Here is a 22,910-nt window from a genome sequence, read left to right as displayed (position 1 = left end):
GAAGAGGTTAGGCTGTTACCTACTTTCTAATCTACAACGAGCCGCCCGTATGACCTCTCCTGCCACCATCGCCCTGCTGGGCACCGGTATCATGGGCCTGCCCATGGGCCGTCATCTGATCCGTGCAGGCTTCCCCCTGCGTGCCTGGAATCGCAGCATCGACAAGGCAGCCCCGCTGGGCGAACTTGGCGCCACTCTGGCCGAGACACCCATCGAGGCAGCGGCAAACGCCCAGGCGGTGGTGATGATGGTAAGTTCGGGCGCGGTATGCGAGACGCTGCTGTTCGGCGACGACGGCATCGCCCGTCAGTTGTCTCCCGGTACCCTGCTCATCGTGATGTCGACCATTGGCCACAGTGAAGCAATCGCCTTGGCCGAACGCTGTCGCGAGCTTGGCCTTGGCTGGGTGGACGCCCCGGTCTCCGGCGGCGAAAAGGGCGCGCGCGAAGGATCTCTTTCGATCATGGCCGGAGCAGACGCCGTCGATTACGACAGGGCAAAGCCCATTCTCGAGGCCATGGGCCATCCCCTGCATATTGGCCCGGCAGGCAGCGGCGCCCTGGCCAAGCTGGTCAATCAGTTGACGGTGGCCAGCACCATCGCGGCGGTGTCGGAAGCCCTGGTGCTGGCCGAAGCCGGCGGCGCCGACCCCGCCAAGGTGCGCCAGGCCATGCTGGGGGGCTTCGCCTACTCGCGGATTCTCGACCAGCATGGCCAACGCATGCTGGACGGCGACTTCGCGCCCGGCGGACCGGCCAGGCATCAGCTGAAGGACACTCGCGCCGCCTGCGACGTCGCCCGGGAACTCGGCCTCGACTTGCCGCTGCTTGAGTTGACCGACCGCCTGTTCGGCGATCTGGTCAACGCAGGTGGTGCCGACCTCGACCACAGCGCCCTGCTGCTCGAGGTCCGGCGACGCAACGGCATGGACGCCGGCGAACTCGACCGCAACGGCTGACGGACGGCGAGCCCGCCTGGCGTTATCGGCTATTGGCTGAACGGCTATTGGCTGCTCGGCGCATGGCCATCCTGCCCCTGCCCCTCCTCCAGGCGCTCGACGATAAAGGCCGCCATGGCAGCGGCGGCCGGCGACAGGCTGCGACCGGCCAGGCGCACCAGTCCCACCTGGCGCTCCACCACCGGGCACTCCAGCGGAACGAACCTCAGCCGCTCGTACTCCTCGGCAAACGCCAGTCGCGGCAGGGTGGTGATGCCGAGCCCCGCCACCAGGCTTGCGGTCAGCGAGATCATGTTGGAGATGAAGAAGGTGGGACTCGCCAGCAGCGCCTCGGCCTCGGTGCCCTCGAGCAGCCGCGAGGTGCCGTTGCCGATCAGGGTCTCACCGGCAAGCTCGCGCCAGTGCAGGCTCTCGCGCCCGGCAAAGAGATGGTCGTCACGACATACCACCCCCACCTTGTCGTGCAGCAAAGGGGTGAACGCCAGGGCGTCATCAGGCTGCCACAGGCTTGAAAGCCCGATATCCACCTCACCGCCCAGCACCTGCTCGCGCACGAAGTCGGCGTTGCCGTCGTGCAGCGCCACGCGGATGCCCGGATAACGCTCAACGAACTCCGACAGCAAGTTCGGCATCAGGCGGCTGGCCACCGACGGTACCGCCGCCATATCCAGATGCCCCGCCTGGCGCTCGACCTGGGCGAGCAGGTCACGGCTCAGGCGATCATGCTGGAGGATCAGCTCGCGAAAGCGCGGCACGCAGTATGCGCCGAAGGGGGTAAGGCTCGCCTGGGCCCCCTTCTCGAACAGCGCCTCGCCAAGCCGCGCCTCCAGCTCGCGCACCGCCATCGACACCGCCGGCTGGCTGCGGTGAAGCTGGCGCGCGGCGGCGTGAAAGCCGCCGTGGTCGACGATGGCCAACACGTAGCGCAGCGGCTGGATCTTGAGGTCGGGGAGCATGGCATTTCCTCACACGGGCCGTCACACAGGCCGTCACACAGACAGGTGGTAAGCTTTACTTATCATATGCTCGTTATTATTGATTATCTTTATTTTGATGACTCTCCTAGGCTGTGTCGCATTCGTCACAGGAGGTCATCATGTCTCAGCAGTCAGCCTACGCACTCTATATCGACGGCCAGTGGATCGACGGCGTCGACCAGATCGAGAACCGCAGTCCGTCGGATACCAGCGACCTGATCGGCGTCTACGCCCAGGCCTCGACCGAGCAGGTCAAGGACGCCATCGCCGCCGCCCGCCGGGGTGGCCGCGAATGGGCCAAGAGCGGCCTGGAGCAGCGCTACGGCGTGCTGATGGCGGTGGGCGACGAACTGATGGCGCGCAAGGCCGAGCTCGGCGAGCTGCTGGCCCGTGAAGAGGGCAAGACCCTGGCCGAGGCCGTCGGCGAGGTCCACCGCTCTGCCCAGTTCTTCCACTACTACGCCGCCGAGGTGCTGCGCCAGATCGATGAGCGCGCCGAGTCGGTGCGTCCCGGCGTGGAAGTGGAGGTGCGCCGCGAGCCGGTGGGGGTGGTCGGCGTCATCAGCCCCTGGAACTTCCCCATGGCCACCGCGGTGTGGAAGATCGCCCCGGCGCTGGCCTTCGGCAACGCCGTGGTGTTCAAGCCGGCCAACCTGGTCCCCGCCAGCGCCTGGGCGCTGACCGAGATCCTCAGCCGCCAGGCGCTGCCCGCCGGCACCTTCAACCTGATCATGGGGCCGGGCTCGAGCGTCGGCGACGCCCTGATCTCGAGTCCCGAAATCAACGCCCTGACCTTTACCGGGTCGCTTGAGGTCGGTCGCCGGGTGGCCGGCGCCACCGCCGCCAACCTGGTCAAGTGCCAGCTCGAGATGGGCTCGAAGAACGCCCTGATCGTAGCCGACGACGCCGATCTCGACCTCGCCGTGGAGGCCGCCTTCAACGGCGCCTACTCCGGCACCGGCCAGAAGTGCACCGCCTCGTCGCGCTTGATCGTCACCGAGAAGGTCCACGACGCCTTCGTCGAGCGACTGATCGAGCGCCTGAAGCAGGTACGTGTCGGCCCCGCCCTGGAAGACGGCGTGCACATTGGCCCGGCGGCCGACGCCCGCCAGCTTGCCTCCAACCTGGCATGGGTCGAGCGCGCCCAGGCCGACGGTGCCCGGCTGGTGTTCGGCGGCGAGCGCGTCAGCGCGGCCAGCGACGGCTACTTCATGGCACCGGCGCTTCTGGTGGATACCACCAACGACATGGCCATCAATCGCGAGGAGGTGTTCGGCCCGATCGCCTGCGTGATCAAGGTCGCCGACGCCAACGAGGCCATCGAGGTGCTCAACGACACCCACTTCGGCCTGACCGCCGGCATCATCACCGACTCGCTGAAGCTTGCCAGCGAGTTCAAGGCCCGCGCCGAGACCGGCTGCGTGATGGTCAACCTGCCCACTGCGGGCACCGACTACCACGTACCCTTCGGCGGCCGCAAGGCGTCGAGCTTCGGCCCCCGCGAGCAGGGCCGCTATGCCCGCGAGTTCTACACCGTGGTCAAGACCTGCTACGTCAAGGCCTGAGGAGAGACGTCATGTCCCGAGCAATGCTGACCATCGACGGCCTGCAGTACTCCAACTGGTCGCGGGAAATCTTCGAGCAGATGCGCGAGGGCGGCCTGGATGCCGTCCACGCCACCCTGGTCTACCACGAGACCACCCGCGAGACGCTGTCGCGCCTGGGCGAATGGAACCGCCGCTTCGAGGCCCATGCGGACCTGATCATGCCGGTGCGCGGACCCGGCGATATCGCCAAGGCCCAGGCCAGCGGGCGCATCGGGGTCTTTCTCGGCGCCCAGAACTGCTCGCCCATCGAGGACGATATCGACATGGTCGAGGTGATGCGCGATCTCGGCCTCTTGATCATGCAGCTCACCTACAACAACCAGAGCCTGCTGGCCTGTGGCTGCTACGAGGCAGAAGACAGCGGTATCACCCGCTTCGGGCGCCAGGTGATCCGCGAGATGAACCGGGTCGGCATGGTCATCGACATGTCCCACAGCGCCGAGCGCTCGACCCTCGAGGCCATCGAGCTGTCGAGCCGCCCGGTGATCATCTCCCACGCCAACCCCGAGAGCTTCCACCCGGCCAAGCGCAACAAGTCCGATCGGGTACTCAGGGCCATCGCCGAGTGCAACGGCCTGCTGGGCTTCTCGGCCTACCCCTTTCACCTGCGCAACGGCCCGGACTGCACCCTTGCCGAGTACTGCGAGATGATCGCCCGCACCGCCGACCTGATGGGGATCGAACACCTGGGCATCGGCACCGACCTGTGTCAGAACCAGCCCACCTCGGTACTCGACTGGATGCGCAACGGCCGCTGGTCCAAGGACATGGACTATGGCGAGGGCAGCGCCACCAACGCCGGCTGGCCGCGGCCACTGGCCTGGCTCAAGGACAGTCGAGACTTCCCCAACCTGATACAGGGCCTGCGCGACGTCGGCATGAACGAGGACGAAGTGGCCGGCATCATGGGCCGCAACTGGGTGGCGCTGCTGGAGCGCGCCGCCACGCCTCAGGGTATCGCCAAGGTCGCCTGAGGCGGCACTCGGAACAGCCCCCGACCAGTCCTCGACCAGCCACCGACCAACCCTCGACCGACCCTGGACCAGCCACCCGTCAGCCACCGACCCGCCGGCATTCCAGATTTCAACAACAACCGAATGCCAGCGGTCATCAATCACCATAACAGGCACCGCCACGACGGTGCCGCACGCCAGAGGTTCATGCCATGACCACCTCCACCACCGGCACCTCGTCACCCGCCGATCGCTCGGCGCCAGCGACCACGGACTTGCCCGCCGGCCAGTATCGCCTGGGCGACCCCGTCGTGCTCTGTCTCAGTATCGGTTTCATCCTGCTGTTCGTTGGCCTGTCGCTGTACGACATCGACGGCGTCGCGGGGGCCATCGGCACGGGCTTCGCCTGGACCGCCAAGGCGCTCGGCAGCTACTTCCAGATCCTGCTGCTGCTGACCTTCTTTATCGCCATGGGGCTGATCGCCACCCCGGCGGCGAGTGCACGCATCGGCAACACCCGCACGCCGGAACTGTCCACCTTCAAGTGGGTGTCGATCATCATGTGCACCCTGCTGGCAGGGGGCGGGGTGTTCTTCGCCGCCGGCGAGCCGATCTACCACTTCGTGGTCACGCCGCCGGCCTTTGCCGGCAGCGCGGCCATCGAGGCCGGTAGCGACTCCGCCATCGCCCCGGCCCTGGCCCAGTCGTTCATGCACTGGGGCTTTCTGGCCTGGGCGGTGCTCGGCAGCCTGACCGCGGTGGTGCTGTCCCACGCCCACTATGACAAGGGCCAGCCGCTGCAGCCGCGCACCCTGCTCTATCCGGTACTCGGCGAGCGGCTGATGAAGGGCCCGCTGGGCGGCGTGGTCGACGCCCTGTGCGTGATTGCGGTGGTGGCCGGCACCGTCGGCCCCATCGGCTTTCTTGCCACCCAGGTCAGCTTCGGTCTGCATGAGCTGTTCGGCGTGGCCAACACCTACATGACTCAGCTGATCATCCTGATCGGCCTCGGCGCGGTCTACGTTACCTCGGCGGTTACCGGCATCGACAAGGGCATCCAGATCCTGTCGCGCTTCAACGTCTTCCTGGCGCTCGCCATCGCCGCGGTGATCTTCCTGTTCGGGCCGACGCTGTTCATGGTCAACGCCTTCACCCAGGGCTTCGGCGAGTACCTGACGTCGTTCTTCGCGATGTCGACGATGACCGCCCAGAGCGCGCCGGACTGGTGGATGCAGTGGTGGACGGTGTTCTTCTTTGCCTGGTTCATCGGCTACGGCCCGCTGATGGCGATCTTCGTCGCGCGCATCTCCAGTGGCCGCACCATTCGCCAGATGGTACTTACCGTGGCGGTGCTGGCACCGGTGGCCACGGCCATCTGGTTCACCCTGCTGGGCGGTTCCGGCATCTTCTACCAGATGACCGGAGCCATCGACCTGACCGAGGCGCTCAACAACTTCCAGTTCGACGTGGCTACGCTGACCGTGGCCCAGGCGCTGCCCGGCGGTACCGTCATGGCGGTGGCGATCCTGGTACTGACCACCATCTTCGTCGCCACCACCGGTGACTCCATGAGCTACGCCATCGCCGTGGTCGGTGCCGGCCACGACGAGCCGAGCCCGCTGGTTCGCGCCTTCTGGGGCATCGCCATGGCGCTGATGGCGGCTATCCTCCTGTACATGGGCGCGGGGCAGATCAGCGCCCTGCAGCAGTTCATCGTGCTGACCGCCATCCCGGTGTCGCTGGTGCTGCTGCCGTCGCTGTGGACCGGCCCCCAGGCCGCCCTCGCCATGGCCCGCGCCCAGGGCATCACTAGCCACAAAGCCAGCGCTAAAGGGGAGGCCTGAGATGAAACGCGAAGACCTCGCCAGCCGCCTTTCCGACGTCGAGCAGCGCCTGCGTCTGCGCGCGCCCGACGAGGTGATGCAACTCGATCGCCTGGGCAGCCTGCACGCCAGCCGGCTGAGCTTCGTGCGTAGCCTGGTGCGCCAGATGGCGCGCCAGCGCTGGCAGATCAGCACCACCCGCTTCGCGCTCGACGCCGAGGGCCACGGTGTCGCCATCTATCGTCTGCAGACGCCCCAGGCCCGTTACCACGGGGTGATCTTTTCCCAGCCATTGGATGACGCTGCCCGCTCCGACCGGGTCATCGCCGAGGCCTGGGACGTCACCTTCGGCGTGGTCGAAGGTGACGTGGACGACTCCCTGCTCGAACAGATGGCCGCCAATGTGCCGCTGCAGGAGGCCGGGCGCCAGCATCCACGTCTGCTGGTGCTGTCCCGGGCCAACCGCAGCCTCAGAAACTTCGCCGCCTTTCTCGACGCGCTGTGCGCCGGGCGCCAGCCGGACCCGGCCTGGCTGACCCGGGTCGGCTATCTGTATCGCACCACCGCGGTCTACGGAAACGGCAAGTTCGGCATCGCCGACTTCGATCGGCTGAAGCACAACCCGGACTTCCAGCGTCCCTTCTCGGCCCAGATGCTGGCGGTCTACCTGCTGCGCCACTTCTCCATCGAGCAGATCGAGCATATGGCCCGTGCCCGGGCGCCGGGCAGCGCCGTCGCCATGGCAGCGCCGCTGCGCCGCTATCTGGGCATCGGCAATTCCACCGGACTGGGCATGGCGCCCTTTCTGATCAACCACCCGCAGCTGATCCAGCGCTGGGTCGAGAGCCGCGAAAAGGCGCTGGCCCAGGTCAGTGGTCAGGTCCCCGGTGAACCGGAGCGACAGCGCCTGGTGGCGCTTGTCGCCCGGGCCGAGCGCCACCTGGCCCAGACCGTGACCGAGGATAGCGAGCAGAGCGCGCGCAACCACAAGACCGCCAGCGCCCTGCCGGCGGTGCGCGCCTGGCTCGAGCAGGTACCACTGGCCGAGGAGCTGTGGCAGGAGCTGATCGACTGGAGCCGCCAGACCCTGAGCCTGGAAGCCCAGGAGCTGATCCATACCCTGCTGCTTGAGCTCTACCCGGAGATCGTCGATCCCTTCGAGGACCAGATGGGGGTCGAAGAGGGCCTGGAGCTGACCCCGGACATGCCGCTGGTCAGACTCAAGCAGTTGATCGAGACCCACTACGACTGGGCCCTGCGTCATGACTTCGGCGACCCCGTGGAGCGCTACTGGTTCTGGTATCGCTCGGTCGAGAAGGAAGAACCGCGCCTGGGCGTGCGCGACGTCGAGCCCGGTGCCGACCGTGAACTGAAGCTCGCCATCGCGCCACGGGTGGCCGATACCCATGGGGTCATCGACGACTTCCTCAGCGCCCATCCACGCGCCCTGGTGGTGGAGTTCCTGATTCACCACCCGCGTCACAAGGACATCATCCGGCGCATCCAGAGCATGGCCGAGACGCCCTTCGGCGAGATCCGCGCCAATCTGTGGGCCCGCGAGATGAAGCCGATGCACCTGCTTCGCACCAAGCTGTCGTTCTTCGGCGCCAGTCGCTTCGATCCCAAGTCCGATCGCTGGGTGCGCATCACCCTGTTCCAGGGCGCGCCATTGGTCGAAGAGCTCAACGCCGAGCCCAGCGACCTGATCGACTTCGACGACTGGAGCTTCCCGCTGGAGCCCGACCAGGACGCCGCCGGCACGCTCAAGGAAGCCGATGCCCAACCCCGCCAGCACGCCGGAGCCAACTCATGAAGGTGTCTTACAACGAACTCCAAGGACTCTGCCGCAAAGCCTTCCAGGCCATGGGCTTCGAGGACGGAGACGCCAGCGACGCCGCCGACATGGTGGCCTGGATGCAGCTCTACGAGCTCGGTGGACTGGCGGCGCTGGGACGAGGCCTCGACTTTCTGCTCGCGGATCAGGGCGAGCGCCCCCCGGAACTCGTCTACTCGGACGGCGACCTGGCGGTGCTCGACAGCCACGGCGCCAGCGTGCTCAAGAGCTCGACCCTGGCACTGGAGCTGGGCTTTGCCAAGGCCCGGGCGCGAGGCCTTGCGGTGATCAAGATCCGCCACTGCCACAACCGCCAGTTGATCATGGGCTACCTGGCGCGGCTGGCCGGGCGCGGGATGAACGTCACCGCCTTCTGGCGCAATGCCCAGGCGCCTGACGGTGAGGCCCGGACCGCTGGCGCAGAGCAGGCGGCAGCCACCCCGCTGATCGAGCAGGTGGTGGGCTTTCGTGCGGGAAGTTCGGTGCCGGAGATCCGCGTCTACGCGGTGCACGAGGTGCCCGAGGAAAACGAACCCAACGACGGGGTGACGCTGATCATGGCCAACCACGTGGACCTGCTGCCGTCGCTGCGCTCCGAGTATCAGCTCGACCTGCTGGCCCGTCACCAGGAGTCCGACCTGCTGGCTTGCCGCGAGCGTGCCATGCAGCAAGGCATCGAGGTCGACGACGGCCTGTGGGCGCAGCTCAAGGCGCTGGCCACCCGGCTGCTGGTGGAATCTACCGAGGCCTCACGCAGCGGCGCCGGCGCCGGCACCCACGACAACGACTGACACACAACCCTCACCCCTTGGCACTCTCTTTGCCCTACTACCCCCGACTTCCAACGTTCGAGGATACCCCATGGTTCACCCGGTCAAGACCGAGCTGTTCGCCTCCCGCGCCCCACTGTCCTGGGCCAGCGTCGGCAACGGCATCCTGTTCACCGCCCAGATCCCCATCGACAAAAGCGGCGAGGTGGTCGACGGCGGCATCGAGGCCCAGACCCGCCAGACGCTGGACAATCTGGTGCACACCCTCGCCTGCGCCGGTGGCGGCGTTGAATCGCTGACCCAGGTATTGATCTACGTGACCCGGCGCGAGGACCTGGCTACGGTCAACCGGGTCTACGCCGAGTACGTCAGCGAGCCCTATCCCAACCGCGCGGCGGTGATCGTCTCCGGCTTCGCCCGGGAAGAGATGCTGGTCGAGATGGTGGCCTACGCGGCGCTACCGGTGACGCCCTAGGGCTTGTCTGAAAAGTGCCTGCGCTCGGTAATACGGCGTTAAAAATCGGATCAAAATGCTCATTTACACCACGTAAACTGCGCTTTCTCACCGATTTTTGCCTTGTCTAACCTTCGCTCGTCGACTTTTCGGACAGCGCCTAGCCGCCTATTGCACCGTGCCGCCGACGGCGTAAATGGCCGAACCCCCGACACCAACGAGCCCTCCGATGGAGGGCTCGTTGCATGGTGGGCTCGTCGCATGATGGGCTCGTCGCATAGCGGGCTGTCACGCCTCTCGTCTTCCCCCCGCGGGAGGTCGGCTCCGCCGGTGCTATTTCTCGAAGTAGCGGGCCCACAGCGCCTGGTAGTCGCCGTCGTCCTTGAGCCCCTGGATGGCCTCGCTGAACGCGATGGCCAGTTCCCGATCGCGCTGGCGGAAGGCGGCGCCGACGCCGGGCCCGTAGATCGATTCGGGGCCGGTCACCAGCTCGCCCTTGCGCGCAAAGCGCTCATCGCTGATCAGTCGCTCCTGGGCCAACGGGAAGGCGGTAAAGACCAGGTCCAGCCGACCGGTGAACATGTCGTTGACCACGCCGCCGGAGTCCGAATAGCGACGAATGTCCGCCTCGCCGTGGTAGGTGGTCACGTACTCGTCCTGGATGGTGCCCTGCTGCACACCGATGGTCATCTCAGACAGGTCGCCTTTGGGATCGATCTCCGCGTCGGCCTGACCGACCCACACCGAGGGCACCTGATAGTAGGGATCGGAGAACAGCACCTGTTTCGCGCGTTCGTCGGTGATGTTCATGGCCGAGGCGATCAGATCATACTTGCGCGCCAGCAGCCCCGGGATGATGCCGTCCCAGCCCTGCTCGACCCACTCGCACTGGCGCTGCATGCGCTCGCAGGCGGCCTCGACCAGCTCGACCTCGAAGCCGGTCAGGCTGCCGTCGGGCAGCTTTTCCTGGTACGGCGGATAGGGCACGTCGACACCGATGCGCAGCGGACGATCGTCGGCCTGGGCGGTGGTGGCAACAGCGGCGCCGGCGCCAGCAAGGGCCATCGCCAGGCCAAGGGAGGCAGACAGCAAAGCGTTAATTTTCATGGTCGTTTCTCGCTCTATTGTGATTGTGTGGTCAGGTGATCGGAGGGCGCCAGTGCCAGCTCGCCCAAAGTGATGGAGGTCAACGGTGGGCGAATGCGGTAGTAGCCGACCTCGTCCATGTCGCGGCCCTGCTCGCGGGCCATCAACCGCGACACATTGGTGCCGCATAGCCGTCCCTGGCAGGGGCCCATGCCACAGCGGGTGAAGGCCTTGAGCTGGTTGGGCCCGGCGGGCCCCGCTCCCAGCGCCGCCTTGAGCTGGGCCCGGCTCACCCCTTCGCAGCGACAGATCAGGGTCTCGTCGGGTTGTCGCTCGACCCAGTCAGCCGGTGGGGTGAACAGCGCATCCAGCAGACGTCGACCGGACAGATCCTGGCGGCGTCGACGCCTCAGCGCGGCGCTTTCCCTGGCGCTTTCCCTGGCGCTCTCCCTGGCGATCGCCCGGCGATTATCGGCGTCTGGTATCGGCGCCGCGGCGCCTTTCGCGTTGGCTGTCGTGTCCTGCGGCTTATCCATCAGGTCAGCCATCAGCTCATCCAGCACGGACAGCGCCGCCAGTCGCCCTTCGCGCTCGGCATTCGCGGCGCCGCCGATGCCACCGCCGTCACCGGCCAGCCACACGCCCGGGCGCACCGACAGGTCGTCGCGACGATCGGGCACGAACGCCTGCTGCGCCTCCTGCCAGCGGTGCTCGATGCCCAGCCCTCGGGGGAGCTGCGGCTCGGGCACCACCCCCATATGGGTCAACAGCCAATCGGTCTTGAGCTTGTGCTCTTGGTCATCTCCACGCCGGCGATAGCGCACCCCGGTCAAGCGCTGGTCACCCTCGGCAGCCAGCGACTGGACGCCACGTACGACCGGCACCCCAGCGCGCCTCAACGTCGCCAGCATGCGAGTGCCCTTGGCGAGGTAGCCGCGCGCCCGCCAGGCCCTGAGCGGATGGCGCAGGGTCCGCGCCAGTCCCAGGTTCGGCGCCGTATCGAGGATCATCCGGGGCGGGCAGCCGGCGTTGAGGTACTGCCAGGCCAGCAGGTACAGCAGTGGCCCGTTGCCCGCCAGCACCGGCGGCTCCTCGGTCAGCAGCGCGCCCTGCTTCATCAGGATCTGGGCGGCGCCGGCCTGCATCACCCCAGGTAGCTGCCAGCCGGGGAAGGGCCAGCCCCGCTCCATGGCACCGGTGGCGATGATCAGACGCTCAGCGTAGAGTTCCCGGCTGATGCCATCGTGCCCCCGCACGCCCAGCCGATGGGCGTCGTTCAGGGCATCGTCCAGCGCCTCGATCCACCACACCCGCGTGCCCGGGCGATAGTCGATCTCGCCCCGCCTGGCGGCATCCAGGAAGGCGCCGACCAGGGCCCGACCGCGATGGTAGTCCTTGCCCATGACGGCGGCGTCGAGCTGGGGCTGGTCGAGATCGCGATAGATCTGCCCGCCCGGCGCCCTGGCCTGATCCAGTACCAGCGCGCGCAGGCCGGCCTCGGCCAGTCTCAGGGCCGCCGCCATGCCGGCAGGGCCGGCGCCGAGCACCACCACTCGGGCGCGGTCCTTGCTGCCGTCGGTGGCGTCGGTGACGTCGGTTTCCTTCGGCTCACAGGTCTGCATCGTCGCGCCCCCTTAGGTCGTCACCACTGGCATGGTTGGTGGTGTCCAACCGGGAAGCCGTCGCTGTCTCTTCGTCGAGCTGACGGCGTACCCGCATGCCCTGCTCCACCGTGACCAGACAGCCCTGCCGATTGGGGGCATCGTCGATGGTAATCAGGCAGTCGTGGCACACCCCCATCATGCACAGCGGCGCGCGATGGCCACCGGCGGCGTGGCGGCGGTAGCCAGCAGCGCCCTGGTGCATCAGCACCGCGGCCGCCACGCTAAGCGTCGAGGGCACCTGGTATGGTGCGCCGTCGATGGTGATGGTGACCTCGGGTGTGGCCGTGGCCCTTTCATGCCGCTTGAACATCGAAGCGTCCTCCCGAGAAGAGCGGATAGCGCTCGGTGAGCCGATCATCGTCCAGCGCTGCGGCCAGCTCATCGGCGTGAAAGGCGGCCAGGGTGATGCCGCTGTGGCAGCTCAGGTTGTAGGCCCCGGGATAGCGCTGCGAGGCCTCGTAGACGGGGCAGCCGTCCGGCGTCATGATCCTCAGCGCCGCCCAGCTGCGCACCAGGCGCGCCGACGCCAGATCGGGATAGATGGTCACCGCCCGCCGCGCCAGGGCGTGCAGGGTATCGAGGGTGACCCGGGTGTCGTGGCCAACGTGCTCGAGCACGTCGCCGATCAGGTAGCCGCCGCTCGCCGTCTGGCGGATCTGCGGTGTCGGCAGGCGGCCGGCGGCGGGCAGGCGCTCGCTGACCAGCACCTGGCCGCGCACCGGCGTGACCCGACCGCAGAGACCCAGCGGCGGTGCCAACCGCGCCGCCCCCAGTCCGCAGGCCAGTACCAGCCGTTCGGCACGCACGACGCCACGGGCGGTGTGGGCAACAAAGCCCGCCTCGCCGGGGTCGATCGAGGCGACCGGATGATGAGGCCGTACGTCCACGCCAAGCGCCTGGCAGGCGCTGTAGAGTGCGCGCAGCAGAAACAGCGGATTGCAGTGGCCGTCGTGGGGTGTCCAGATGCCCCCCGGGACGTCGCCGCCAAGGCCCGGCAGCAGTCGCTCAAGCCGCGTGCCCTCCAGGTACTCCCAGCGCACGCCGGCCTCACGGGCCCAGGGCGCGTCGTACAGTGCCTGGTACTCGGCGCAACGCTTACGCACCTCGTCGTCGTCGAGACACAGATCGACGCCTCCGGGCTGCTCGAACTCCAGATCCACCCCGGTGCGCTTGCCAAGCTCGCCGGCGAATCTCGGCCAGGCTCGACTCGAGGCCAGCGACATCGCCGCGTAGGCGGGCATACCGGTACCCTTGCCCTGGACCCAGACCAGGCCCGCGTTGCCCCGGGAGGCCTTGAGCGCGGTATCGTGTTCATCGAGAACGCAGACGCGACGGCCACGGCGCGCAAGCCCGTAGGCCACCGCCATGCCAACCACACCCCCGCCAACGATCATCACCTCGTGTGCCATGGAAGCCTCGAAACCCTAGCCGTCGATTGCCGATGACTCGACGATAGAAGTCACATCCCATACGATCCAATACCAATCAATGGCAAACCCATATCCTGATGTTATGGGCCTTTCGATGCAGGGCTGATGGGTGGGTTCAGTGGAGGTTTCGATGGAGGACAGCGATGGACAGCCCCCGGCTCAGTGACCGCCAGTTGCAGGCCTTTCAGCACACCATGGACAGCGGCAGCGTCACCGCCGCCGCCAGCCGCATGCGCATCGCCCAGCCAGGCGTCACTCGGCTGTTGAAGCAGCTCGAACACGACCTCGGCTTTGCGCTGTTCTCGCGGATCAAGGGACGTCTGGTACCGACGCCGGAGGCGCGCCTGTTCTATCGCGAACAGCAGCGCCTGTGGCAGGGACTGGAACACCTCAGAGACAGCGCCCGGCGGATTCGCCAGCGCGAGCTTGGCGGGCTCGGCATCAGCGCCATGCCGCTGCTCGGCCTGACCTTTGTCCCGGACGTCATCGCCGGGATGGCCAAGGATCACCCGGACCAGCACCTGCGGTTGTCCACCTACCGCTCCGAGCAGGTGGTGGAAGACGTGGTCACCCAGCGCTCGGAGATCGGTTTTTCCCTGCTGGGAGGCCAGGACGAACGCCTCGGTGCGTCAGCCTTCACCCTCGATAGCGTCTGCCTGCTGCCCCGGGATCATCCACTGGCAAGGCGCGAGAGCACCGCCCTTGAGGACCTCGACGGCCAGACGCTGATCCACTATGAACCGGGAGACCCCAGCCGCCAGACGCTGGAGCGTGCCCTGGCCGAGCGAGGCGTCGCGCCGCGCTCGCGGCTGGAGGTGTCGCTGGCGCTGCAGGCAACCCGGCTGGTTGGCCAGGGCGCCGGCATCGCCATCGTCGACGCCCTCAACGCCCGCGCCATGGGCGGCAGCGACAGCATTGCGCTACCGCTGCAAGAGCCCCTGACCGAGACCTTCTACCTGCTGACACCCCGGGACCAGCCGCTGTCGCGGCTGGCCGAGGAGTTTGTTCAGCGCTTTCGTCATCGGTTTGCCGAGGTGCAGGCAGAAGCGAAGCAATAGCCCTTCGCAATAGCCCTTGGCAATAGCGGTGGGAAATAGCTCTTCGCAATAGCGCCGGGAAACGGCCCGGCGCAAGAACCCGCTGGGCTAACCCGGTGGCAAGGACCGCCCGTTACAGCCGCAGTCTGGGCTGGATGACATCGAGAAACGCCTGAATACGGGCAGACAGGGCGGTGTTGCGGTAGTACACCGCCTGCACCAGTTCCCGGGGACCGCCGTGGCGCATGGCGTCAGGCAAGATGACCTCGAGGCGTCCGCTGGCGATATCATCGCCCACCATGAAGTTCGAATGGCAGGCGATGCCCTCCCCGGCCAGGCACAGGTTTCGCATTACCTCGCCGCTGGAGGTCGCAAGCGTGGGCGTGATCTCCTCGTCCAGGCCCTCCACCGGCCAGCGATTAAGCGCCGTCGGGGCGAGAAAGCCAATCAGCTGATGATCGGCCAGCTCCGCCACCGAGGCTGGCCGTCCGGCCCGCTCGAGATAGGCGGGGCTCGCCACCAGATACAGTCGCGAGCGCCCCAGCAACCGGGCATGCAGGGTGGAGTCCGCCAGGGCACCGATGCGAATGGCCACGTCGGCACGTTGCTCAAGCAGGTTGATGATGCCGTCGCTGGCGGAGAGCTCCAGCTCGATACCGGGATAGCGACGACGGAATTCTCCCACCAGAGGCACCAGCTGATGCAGCACGAAGGGGCTGGCAGCGTCCACTCGCAGCCGCCCGCGGGGCTCGCCGCGCCCCAGTGCCAGCGACTCTTCGGCGGCGATCAAGCGCTCGAGCCCGACGCGCACCTGCTCGATAAAGCGACAGCCTTCATCGGTCAGGGCGACGCTTCGCGTGGTGCGGTTTAACAGCGGCACCTCGAGGCGTTGCTCCAGACGCTGCACCGCCCGGGAGACCCGCGCCACCGGGACGTCCAGGCGCGACGCCGCGGCGCTGAAGCCGCCGCTATCGACCACCGCCAGCAGCAGTTCCAGATCTTCTGAGCGGGTCTTCATCGTTGCGGTTCCTGTTCGGTTCGGCGCTGCTTTTTTTGGCGCTGGAAAGTTCGGCGCTATTCGGTGCGTCTCTGTGTATCTCGTTTCTGTTTAGCGCGCAATTGTCTCGATAGCGACAAAGGTGTTTCTCGATTGGGCGCGTTTATCGCAAAAGTCTCCTCCGCCAGACTCCGCGTCGTCAAGTCGTCTCCGAGACGACGCCATCTCGAAAGGAGAAACAGATGCCCATCGCGTTATTTGCGCTGACCCTCAGCGCCTTCGCCATCGGTACCACCGAGTTCGTCATCGTCGGTCTGGTGCCCACCATCGCCCAGGACCTGGGCGTCAGCCTGCCCTCTGCGGGACTGCTGGTCAGCCTCTACGCCGCCGGTGTCGCGGTAGGGGCACCGGTACTGACCGCCTTGACCGGCCACTTCAATCGCAAGTGGGTCCTGCTCGGTCTGATGACGCTGTTCATCGCCGGCAATCTACTGGCCTGGCAGGCCCCCGGGTATGGTTCGCTGATCACCGCCCGCATACTGACCGGCCTCGCCCACGGCGTGTTCTTCTCGATCGGCTCCACCATTGCCACCAGCCTGGTCGCCAAGGACAAGGAAGCCAGTGCCATCGCCATCATGTTCACCGGCCTGACCGTGGCACTGGTCACCGGCGTGCCGCTGGGCACCTGGATCGGCCAGACCTTCGGCTGGCGCGCGACCTTCCTGGTGGTCTCGGCGCTCGGCCTGCTCGCCCTGATCGGAAGCGCCCTCCTGATTCCTGCCAACCTCAAGCGCTCGGCTCCCGCGCCCCTGGGCCAGCAACTCAAGGTACTGACCCATCCGCGACTGCTGCTGGTCTACGCCATCACCATCCTGGGCTACGGCGGCACCTTCACCGCCTTCACCTTCCTCGCCCCGATCCTCGAGCAGACCACCGGCTTCGCGCCGTCCATGGTCAGCCTGATCATGCTGGTCTACGGCGCCTCGGTGGCCATCGGAAACCTTTATGGCGGCAGGCTGGCCGACCGTCTCGGCCCCATCCCCGCCCTGACACTGATCTTTGCCGGCCTCGTCGCCATCCTGCTGGTGCTCAGCGTCAGCGCCGTCCACCCGGTCGCCGCGGTGCTGACGATTCTGGTGTGGGGCGCCTTCGCCTTCGGTAACGTGCCGGGGCTGCAGGTCTACGTGGTCAAGCTGGCCGAGCGCTATGTGCCCGAAGCGGTGGACGTGGCCTCGGGGCTCAATATCGCTGCCTTCAATATCGGCATCGCGCTGGGCTCGGTGGTCGGAGGCCAGGTGGTCACGCACCTCGCACTGACCGACACCGCCTGGATCGGCGCCATCATCGTGCTGGTGGCGCTGGTGCTGACCCGGCTGTCCGGCAAGCTCGATCAGCGTCGCGCCGCTCGCCTGGCCAGCGTCTGAAGCCCGCGACCCACGACCCGCGTCCCGCGACAGCCACCGAGCGAACGAGAAAGCCTCGTGGCTGTCGCATCATTGTTTCGCCTGCTAAATCTTTTTGACGCCCCCTTGAAGTCGCAAGGGTCTCCCCGCATGTCATTAACGACACATCGAAGCACGTATCGGCAAAGCACCGGCCTGCCGGTGACAAAGGAATCCAGGGTCCCGCTGTGCGGGCCTCGCCACGACAATGGAGCCAAGATGTCTCAGCCTATCCCCAACCCCGGTCTCGGTACCTTTCGCCTGACGGGCGACACCCTGCGTCACGCGGTCACCACCGCGCTGAAGCTTGGCTATCGGCATATCGATACCGCCCAGTTCTACGGCAACGAAGCCGAGGTCGGCTCCGCCATCGAAGCGAGTTCGGTCCCCCGCGACGAGATCTTCCTGACCACCAAGGTGTGGTGGGATCGTCTGGATCCGGTATCACTCAAGGCAAGCGTCGAGGAGAGCCTGTCCAAGCTGGGCACCGGCTACGTCGACCTGCTGCTGATTCACTGGCCGTCGCCGGACGATGAAGTCCCCATGCGCGACTACCTGACCGCCCTCAAGGAAGTGAAGGACGCCGGCAAGGCGCGCCACATTGGGGTGTCCAACTTCACCAAGGCGCACATCGATCAGGCGGTGGATATCCTCGGCAAGGGCGAGATCCTGACCAACCAGATCGAGGTCCACCCCTTCCTGCAGAACCGCGAACTGATCGCCCACTGCGAACGCCACGGCATCATCCCCACCGCCTTCATGCCGCTGGCCGTGGGCAAGGTGCTCGAGGACGAGACGCTGAAGACCATCGCCGAGAAGCATGGCGCCAATCCGGCCCAGGTCGCCATCGCCTGGCTCAACCAGCTCGGTATCCCGACCTTCCCCTCCTCGACCAAGGAGCAGAACCTCAAGAGCAATCTCGAGGCGCTGAAGCTCGAGCTGTCCCAGGAGGACATGGACGCCATCGCCAAGCTGGATCGGGGCGAGCGTGTCGCCAGCCCCGATTTCGCACCGAAGTGGGATCAGTAGACCGGCAGACCGACGCTGCCATCGCTGATCTCTTGACGGGCTGATCGTCGATCAGACCTGACCAAAGGCGCCACCTGCGGTTCACCGCCGGTGGCGCTTTTTTTCGCTTCTTGCGTCAGGTGTCTTGGCACAGGGTCTGACAATCTAGGCGCAAATGGCCTGTGTTATGGCCCACGGGGCAAACGTTTCCGATAGTAAAGCTTCGGGGCGACCACAAAGTCGCACGCGCACCATGACCATCTGGTCAGTCCTCAGAGAGGCAACCCCATGGCCACAGAGTTGGAGACGCTGATCTCCCGCGAAGATCCAGCGCTCGTCGAAAGAGCCAGGAAGAAAGCCGACGCCATGCTGCTCGAGCTCAGAATCGCTGACATTCGCAAACTGGCGGAGATGACCCAGCGTGAGATGGCGGACGCGCTGGGCGTCAAGCAACCCACCATCGCAGGACTGGAAAAAGGCGGCCAGGACGTGCGTTTGAGCTCCATCAAGCGCTATGTCGAAGCCATCGGTGGAAAGGTCAGCCTGACCATCGAGCTGGCGGATGGCAGCCAGCACGACTTTCCGGTGTAGCTCCTGTCTAGCTCCTGACCTGTGTCGCCTTGACGCGACCTGCCCTGCCAGTTCGGTGCCATTCGTCTCCAGCCTGCCATGCCCAAGGCGCAGATCGAGCTGTGGGATCGCTTTCCGGCATACCTCCCGAAGCCACAGACGTGACAATCCAGGCATCACCTGGCCCACCTCATGGTGAGTCGAGCAAATGTTTCCGATAGTGAAGTCACGGGTCGACCACGGGGTCACTCGTTTATCGTCTTCACGGGAGCACGCGCATCATGGCCGATACTCTTATCAAGATCGATCTGCACCAATCCCCCTACGACAACGCCCAGGTGCACAACCGCTGGCATCCGGACATCCCCATGGCCACCATGGTCAAGCCTGGCGACGACTTCATCATCGAGTGTCACGACTGGACCGGAGGGCAGATCCACAACGACGACAGCGCCGAGGACGTGCGCGATGTGGACCTTTCCCAGGTGCACTTTCTGTCGGGTCCGGTGGGCGTCGAAGGGGCCGAGCCGGGCGACCTGCTGGTGGTCGACATCCTCGACATCGGTGCCTTTGGCGACAGCCAGTGGGGCTTCAACGGCTTCTTCTCCAAGCAGAACGGCGGCGGTTTCCTGACCGAGCACTTCCCCCAGGCCCAGAAGTCGATCTGGGACTTCAACGGCATGATGACCTCTTCTCGCCACATTCCTGGCGTCGAGTTCGCCGGACTCATCCATCCCGGCCTGATCGGCACCCTGCCGTCCCGGCCCCTGCTCGAGGAGTGGAACCGACGCGAAAAGACGCTCTACGACAGCGACCCTGACCGTGTGCCGGGCCTGGTCAACCTGCCCTACGCCGACACCGCCCATATGGGAAAGCTAAACGGTGATGCCCGCGACCGCGCCGCCGCCGAGGGTGCCCGCACGGTGCCGCCACGCGAGCACGGCGGCAACTGCGATATCAAGGACCTGTCTCGCGGCTCGACGGTGTACTTCCCGGTCTACGTCAAGGATGCGGGTCTGTCGGTGGGCGATTTGCACTTCAGCCAGGGTGATGGAGAAATCACCTTCTGCGGCGCCATCGAGATGGCCGGCTGGATCCACCTGAGGGTCAAGCTGATCAAGGACGGCATGGCCAAGTACGGTATCAAGAACCCCATCTTCAAGCCGTCGAAGATCGCTCCGCGCTACGACGACTACCTGATCTTCGAGGGAATCTCCGTCGACGAGCAGGGCAAGCAGCACTACTTCGACGTTCACATCGCCTACCGTCAGGCCTGCCTCAACGCAATCGAATACCTGACCAAGTTCGGCTACAGCCGCTCCCAGGCCTATTCGCTGCTCGGCTGCGCACCGGCCCAGGGTCACATCAGCGGCGTGGTGGACGTGCCCAACGCCTGCGCCACGCTCTGGCTACCTACCGATATCTTCGACTTCGACATCAAGCCCGGTGCCGATGGCCCGACCAAGCAGGTCGACGGCAAGGACCTGCCGCTGGCGCCCGACAAGGCCTCGGACCAGACATCGGACAAGGACCATTGAGGAGGAGCTGACAGATGCCCGTCTACGACTACAAGTGCCCTGAGCACGGTCTGTTTCATGAACTGGTCGCGATGGATGCCAGCGGCAATACCCGGCCCTGCCCAGAGTGCGGCGACCTGGCACCAAGGGTGTTGCTGGTGTCACCGGGGCTGCTCGACATGGCGCCGGAGCGTCGCCAGGCCATGGACAGAAATGAACGCGCGGCCCATGAGCCCCGCCACGGCAACCACGCAAGCGAGCAGGACGGCGGCTGCCGGCATCGACCGCGCGACAAGCCCAGGCTGTTCTACACCGCCGACGGTCACAAGACCTTTCCGTCTGCGCGCCCCTGGATGATCAGCCACTGACCCTTGACCTACCGGCGGCAATGGAGGCGGTCACCGGGTAAACCGGAGCCGCCTTCCCTTGACGCCGGGCGGCCGCGCTACCGCCCCCTTGGCGCCGTCTTCACTCCTTGGCGTCAGGTGCCGCTGGCGTGGCGTCGTCCTCGGGTGCTGCCAACGGCTTGATCGTCCAGCCGGTGTAGCCGTAGAGCACGGTGACCAGCGGCGACAACCAGCAGAAGAAGTTGAACGGCAGATAGGCAATCGTCGCGACCCCCAGCGTCGCCGCCTGGTAGGCGCCGCCGGAGTTCCAGGGCACCAGATTGGCGGTGACGGTGGCCGAATCCTCCACCGCCCGGGACAGGTTCTCCGGCGCCAGTCCCCGCTCTCGGTAGGCCTCGGCGTAAGTGCGTGCGCCCATGACGATGGCCATGTACTGATCGCACAGCACCACATTGGCGCCGATCGACGTCAGCACCGTGGACAGGATCAGCGAGCCCCGGGTCCTTGCCGCCTTATGGCCGATACTCTTATCAAGATCGATCTGCACCAATCCCCCTACGACAACGCCCAGGTACACAACCACTGGCATCCGGACATCCCCATGGCCGCCATGGTCAAGCCTGGCGACGACTTCATCATCGAGTGTCACGACTGGACCGGAGGCCAGATCCACAACGACGACAGCGCCGAGGACGTGCGCGATGTGGACCTTTCCCAGGTGCACTTTCTGTCGGGTCCGGTGGGCGTCGAAGGGGCCGAGCCCGGCGACCTGCTGGTGGTCGACATCCTCGACATCGGTGCCTTTGGCGACAGCCAGTGGGGCTTCAACGGCTTCGATAGAAAACCAGATTTCAGAGACGCTGCCAAACTGATCAAGAACGACCGAGACTTGCCAAGTCCAACACGAAAACACAGCTTGACCAATCATCACTTAACTTTTTCGAATATTGCACAACATCCGAACTATGACATTGCAAGGATAGCCTTACCAAGGCGTTGCAAGCCAATTTCAATTTCATCAGTTGACGGAAGTGTATAGCTTAGTCTCAGCATATCCCGCCCCTTATTATTAACATAAAAAGCCTGTCCAGGTACGAACGCCACTCCAAAATCTCTTGCGGCCACCTCCAGCAGTTCTCTAGTGTCGATTTCGCTGGCTAATTTCACCCATATGAACATACCACCGTCTGGATGTGTCCATCGACTATCTGCAGGCATTACCTCGCCAATCAGCGACAGCATTACATCACGTTTCTTTCGGTAGGTACTGCAAGCTCGCACTACTTGTTCGTCATAGATCGTGCGAGCCAAATGTAGCATGACACGCTGGTTTATGGCAGGCGAACTCAGGTCACTGCTCTGTTTGATCAGCGTCAGACGGCTAATTATTTCGCGCGAGGCGCAGACCCAGCCGACCCGAAGGCCTGGTACAAACACCTTGGAGAATGAACCGCAGTAGACGACGCGAGATGCGTCGATACCTCCGGAGCCATCGATGTCCAGTGCTTGTAACGGCAATTCAGGGATTCCGTCAAAGCGAAGCATCTCGTATGGGCTATCTTCGATCACAAGCATGCCACGCTCGGCTGCCAACTCAAGGATTCCTCGACGCTCTACCTCGCTAAGGGTCTCGCCAGTAGGGTTCGCAAAATCAGGGACAACATAGACGAGGGCATCATGTATGTCTTCTGAATCCGTGTCTCCTCCCTCGAGGGCAACGCTACCGTCTTCGGAAATATGCAATGTCGCATACTCGGGCTGGCTCGGTGAAAAAGCCTGTAGCGCGCCAAGATAAGTAGGCGCAGTGACAGCCACTCGATCTCCTGGCGAAATGAACAGTTTACCTAAAAACTCCAGCGCCTGTTGCGATCCGTTGGTAATCAATATGTGCTCTACATCACAAAGTATACCCTTGCTTCGCATATGACCGGCGATCCATGACCTAAGCTCGGCGTCGCCTTCGCTAACCGAATACTGCAGGGCTTTGCTGGCCTCTGTACTATCACTCAAGATAGCATTATAGGCGGCCTTGATTTGTTCTGTTGGAAAAAACGTTGGATCGGGGATGCCGCCCGCAAAGGAGATCATGCCAGGCTGTTCAACAATCTTAAGAAGTTCTCGTATTTCAGATGCCTGCACCCCACGCATGCGCTCAGCATAGCAGGGCTTCCACGGTACACCTGAAGATTTCGAACCTGTGATACTTCCTGCATTTATCATACTATTACCCCATGATATCCAATAAAATATCACCATCACCTTTAAAGTCTATAAAACCAAACCCACCTGGCTGCTCTACACCGCCGACGGTCACAAGACCTTTCCGTCTGCGCGCCCCTGGATGATCAGCCACTGACCCTGGATGTGCTGGCAGCAATGGAGGCGGTCACCGGGTATACCGGAGCCGCCTTCCCTCGACGCCGGGCGGCCGCGCTA

21 protein-coding genes and 1 pseudogene are annotated in these 22,910 nt (G+C 65.1%); 14 read left to right on the top strand and 8 right to left on the bottom strand.

Translation table 11 applies throughout. The features are described 5' to 3' along the window. Positions 1 to 49 precede the first annotated feature (49 nt). The gene (locus C9F12_RS13675; protein WP_108449218.1) at positions 50 to 958 is read left to right on the top strand and encodes an NAD(P)-dependent oxidoreductase; all 909 of its coding nucleotides are present in this window, start codon (positions 50 to 52) and stop codon (positions 956 to 958) included. A 44-nt stretch (positions 959 to 1,002) separates the two neighbouring features. Here C9F12_RS13675 and C9F12_RS13670 read toward each other — a convergent pair whose 3' ends face one another. Further along, a complete protein-coding gene (locus tag C9F12_RS13670) occupies positions 1,003 to 1,914 on the bottom strand; it encodes a LysR family transcriptional regulator (RefSeq protein WP_108449217.1) in 912 nt (303 codons plus the stop codon). 140 nt (positions 1,915 to 2,054) lie between these two features. On the opposite strand from C9F12_RS13670, the gene C9F12_RS13665 reads away from it, so the two are divergent. From C9F12_RS13665 to C9F12_RS13640, 6 genes are all read left to right on the top strand, one after another. Then, positions 2,055 to 3,500: an aldehyde dehydrogenase family protein gene (locus tag C9F12_RS13665; protein ID WP_108449216.1), complete on the top strand. Its 1,446-nt coding sequence runs from the start codon at positions 2,055 to 2,057 to the stop codon at positions 3,498 to 3,500. Between the two features lie 11 nt (positions 3,501 to 3,511). Continuing rightward, positions 3,512 to 4,516: a dipeptidase gene (locus C9F12_RS13660; protein WP_205254691.1), complete on the top strand. Its 1,005-nt coding sequence runs from the start codon at positions 3,512 to 3,514 to the stop codon at positions 4,514 to 4,516. Between the two features lie 191 nt (positions 4,517 to 4,707). Then, positions 4,708 to 6,339 carry a BCCT family transporter gene (locus C9F12_RS13655; protein ID WP_108449214.1) on the top strand — a complete coding sequence of 544 codons (1,632 nt, stop codon included), beginning with the start codon at positions 4,708 to 4,710 and terminating at the stop codon, positions 6,337 to 6,339. 1 nt (position 6,340) lies between these two features. Further along, on the top strand, positions 6,341 to 8,131 hold the full coding sequence (locus tag C9F12_RS13650) for a hypothetical protein (protein WP_240184251.1): 1,791 nt from the start codon (positions 6,341 to 6,343) through the stop codon (positions 8,129 to 8,131). After that, the gene (locus C9F12_RS13645) at positions 8,128 to 8,943 is read left to right on the top strand and encodes a DUF3726 domain-containing protein (protein ID WP_045993663.1); all 816 of its coding nucleotides are present in this window, start codon (positions 8,128 to 8,130) and stop codon (positions 8,941 to 8,943) included. Before C9F12_RS13650 ends, C9F12_RS13645 begins: the two co-directional genes overlap by 4 nt. Positions 8,944 to 9,013: 70 nt before the next feature. Further along, on the top strand, positions 9,014 to 9,397 hold the full coding sequence (locus tag C9F12_RS13640) for a RidA family protein (RefSeq protein ID WP_108449213.1): 384 nt from the start codon (positions 9,014 to 9,016) through the stop codon (positions 9,395 to 9,397). A 312-nt stretch (positions 9,398 to 9,709) separates the two neighbouring features. On the opposite strand, the gene C9F12_RS13635 is transcribed toward C9F12_RS13640, so the two are convergent. From C9F12_RS13635 to C9F12_RS13620, 4 genes are read right to left on the bottom strand one after another with little or no spacing between them, the layout of a single operon-like run. Beyond that, positions 9,710 to 10,483 (bottom strand): transporter substrate-binding domain-containing protein, encoded by a 774-nt coding sequence (locus tag C9F12_RS13635; RefSeq protein WP_205254690.1) that lies wholly within the window; start codon positions 10,481 to 10,483, stop codon positions 9,710 to 9,712. Positions 10,484 to 10,497: 14 nt separating this feature from the next. Further along, a complete protein-coding gene (locus tag C9F12_RS13630) occupies positions 10,498 to 12,084 on the bottom strand; it encodes an NAD(P)/FAD-dependent oxidoreductase (RefSeq protein ID WP_108449212.1) in 1,587 nt (528 codons plus the stop codon). Next, entirely contained in the window at positions 12,071 to 12,436 is a 366-nt protein-coding gene (locus tag C9F12_RS13625) for a (2Fe-2S)-binding protein (RefSeq protein ID WP_108449211.1), read from the bottom strand. Before C9F12_RS13625 ends, C9F12_RS13630 begins: the two co-directional genes overlap by 14 nt. Continuing rightward, positions 12,420 to 13,535, bottom strand: coding sequence for an FAD-dependent oxidoreductase (locus C9F12_RS13620; protein ID WP_108449210.1), 1,116 nt, complete (start codon positions 13,533 to 13,535; stop codon positions 12,420 to 12,422). The genes C9F12_RS13625 and C9F12_RS13620 overlap by 17 nt, the downstream gene beginning before the upstream one ends. Positions 13,536 to 13,699: 164 nt before the next feature. Between C9F12_RS13620 and C9F12_RS13615 the strand changes: the two genes are divergently transcribed. Next, positions 13,700 to 14,614, top strand: a complete 915-nt coding sequence (locus tag C9F12_RS13615) for a LysR substrate-binding domain-containing protein (protein WP_162816477.1) — start codon at positions 13,700 to 13,702, stop codon at positions 14,612 to 14,614. A gap of 112 nt (positions 14,615 to 14,726) precedes the next feature. On the opposite strand, the gene C9F12_RS13610 is transcribed toward C9F12_RS13615, so the two are convergent. Further along, positions 14,727 to 15,611: a LysR family transcriptional regulator gene (locus C9F12_RS13610; RefSeq protein ID WP_045993670.1), complete on the bottom strand. Its 885-nt coding sequence runs from the start codon at positions 15,609 to 15,611 to the stop codon at positions 14,727 to 14,729. Between the two features lie 221 nt (positions 15,612 to 15,832). Here C9F12_RS13610 and C9F12_RS13605 point away from each other — a divergent pair, with 221 nt between their 5' ends. From C9F12_RS13605 to C9F12_RS13585, 5 genes are all read left to right on the top strand, one after another. Further along, positions 15,833 to 17,014 (top strand): MFS transporter, encoded by a 1,182-nt coding sequence (locus tag C9F12_RS13605; RefSeq protein ID WP_108449208.1) that lies wholly within the window; start codon positions 15,833 to 15,835, stop codon positions 17,012 to 17,014. A 237-nt stretch (positions 17,015 to 17,251) separates the two neighbouring features. Continuing rightward, the gene (gene dkgB, locus C9F12_RS13600) at positions 17,252 to 18,061 is read left to right on the top strand and encodes a 2,5-didehydrogluconate reductase DkgB (RefSeq protein WP_108449207.1); all 810 of its coding nucleotides are present in this window, start codon (positions 17,252 to 17,254) and stop codon (positions 18,059 to 18,061) included. A gap of 267 nt (positions 18,062 to 18,328) precedes the next feature. After that, positions 18,329 to 18,631 carry a helix-turn-helix domain-containing protein gene (locus tag C9F12_RS13595; protein WP_108449206.1) on the top strand — a complete coding sequence of 101 codons (303 nt, stop codon included), beginning with the start codon at positions 18,329 to 18,331 and terminating at the stop codon, positions 18,629 to 18,631. 260 nt (positions 18,632 to 18,891) lie between these two features. Continuing rightward, positions 18,892 to 20,148, top strand: coding sequence for a formamidase (gene fmdA, locus C9F12_RS13590; RefSeq protein ID WP_108449205.1), 1,257 nt, complete (start codon positions 18,892 to 18,894; stop codon positions 20,146 to 20,148). Positions 20,149 to 20,162: 14 nt separating this feature from the next. Next, the gene (locus tag C9F12_RS13585) at positions 20,163 to 20,495 is read left to right on the top strand and encodes a zinc ribbon domain-containing protein (protein WP_108449204.1); all 333 of its coding nucleotides are present in this window, start codon (positions 20,163 to 20,165) and stop codon (positions 20,493 to 20,495) included. Positions 20,496 to 20,595: 100 nt separating this feature from the next. Here the strand turns inward: C9F12_RS13585 and C9F12_RS13580 are convergent, their stop codons facing one another. Then, the gene (locus tag C9F12_RS13580; protein WP_240184250.1) at positions 20,596 to 21,063 is read right to left on the bottom strand and encodes a Na+/H+ antiporter NhaC family protein; all 468 of its coding nucleotides are present in this window, start codon (positions 21,061 to 21,063) and stop codon (positions 20,596 to 20,598) included. Here C9F12_RS13580 and C9F12_RS13575 point away from each other — a divergent pair. Next, positions 20,989 to 21,309, top strand: a pseudogene (locus tag C9F12_RS13575) (acetamidase/formamidase family protein); the annotation flags it as partial. The gene C9F12_RS13580 and the pseudogene C9F12_RS13575 overlap by 75 nt on opposite strands. Positions 21,310 to 21,437: 128 nt before the next feature. Here C9F12_RS13575 and C9F12_RS13570 read toward each other — a convergent pair. After that, positions 21,438 to 22,730 carry a PLP-dependent aminotransferase family protein gene (locus C9F12_RS13570; RefSeq protein WP_240184257.1) on the bottom strand — a complete coding sequence of 431 codons (1,293 nt, stop codon included), beginning with the start codon at positions 22,728 to 22,730 and terminating at the stop codon, positions 21,438 to 21,440. Between the last annotated feature and the right edge of the window lie 180 nt (positions 22,731 to 22,910).

Source organism: Halomonas sp. BN3-1 (genome assembly GCF_003056325.1).
In the GTDB taxonomy this organism is placed as follows: Bacteria; Pseudomonadota; Gammaproteobacteria; order Pseudomonadales; family Halomonadaceae; genus Halomonas; species Halomonas litopenaei.
The sequence above is the reverse complement of the archived record's forward strand: the minus strand, read 5'-3'. Positions and strand labels throughout refer to the sequence as shown.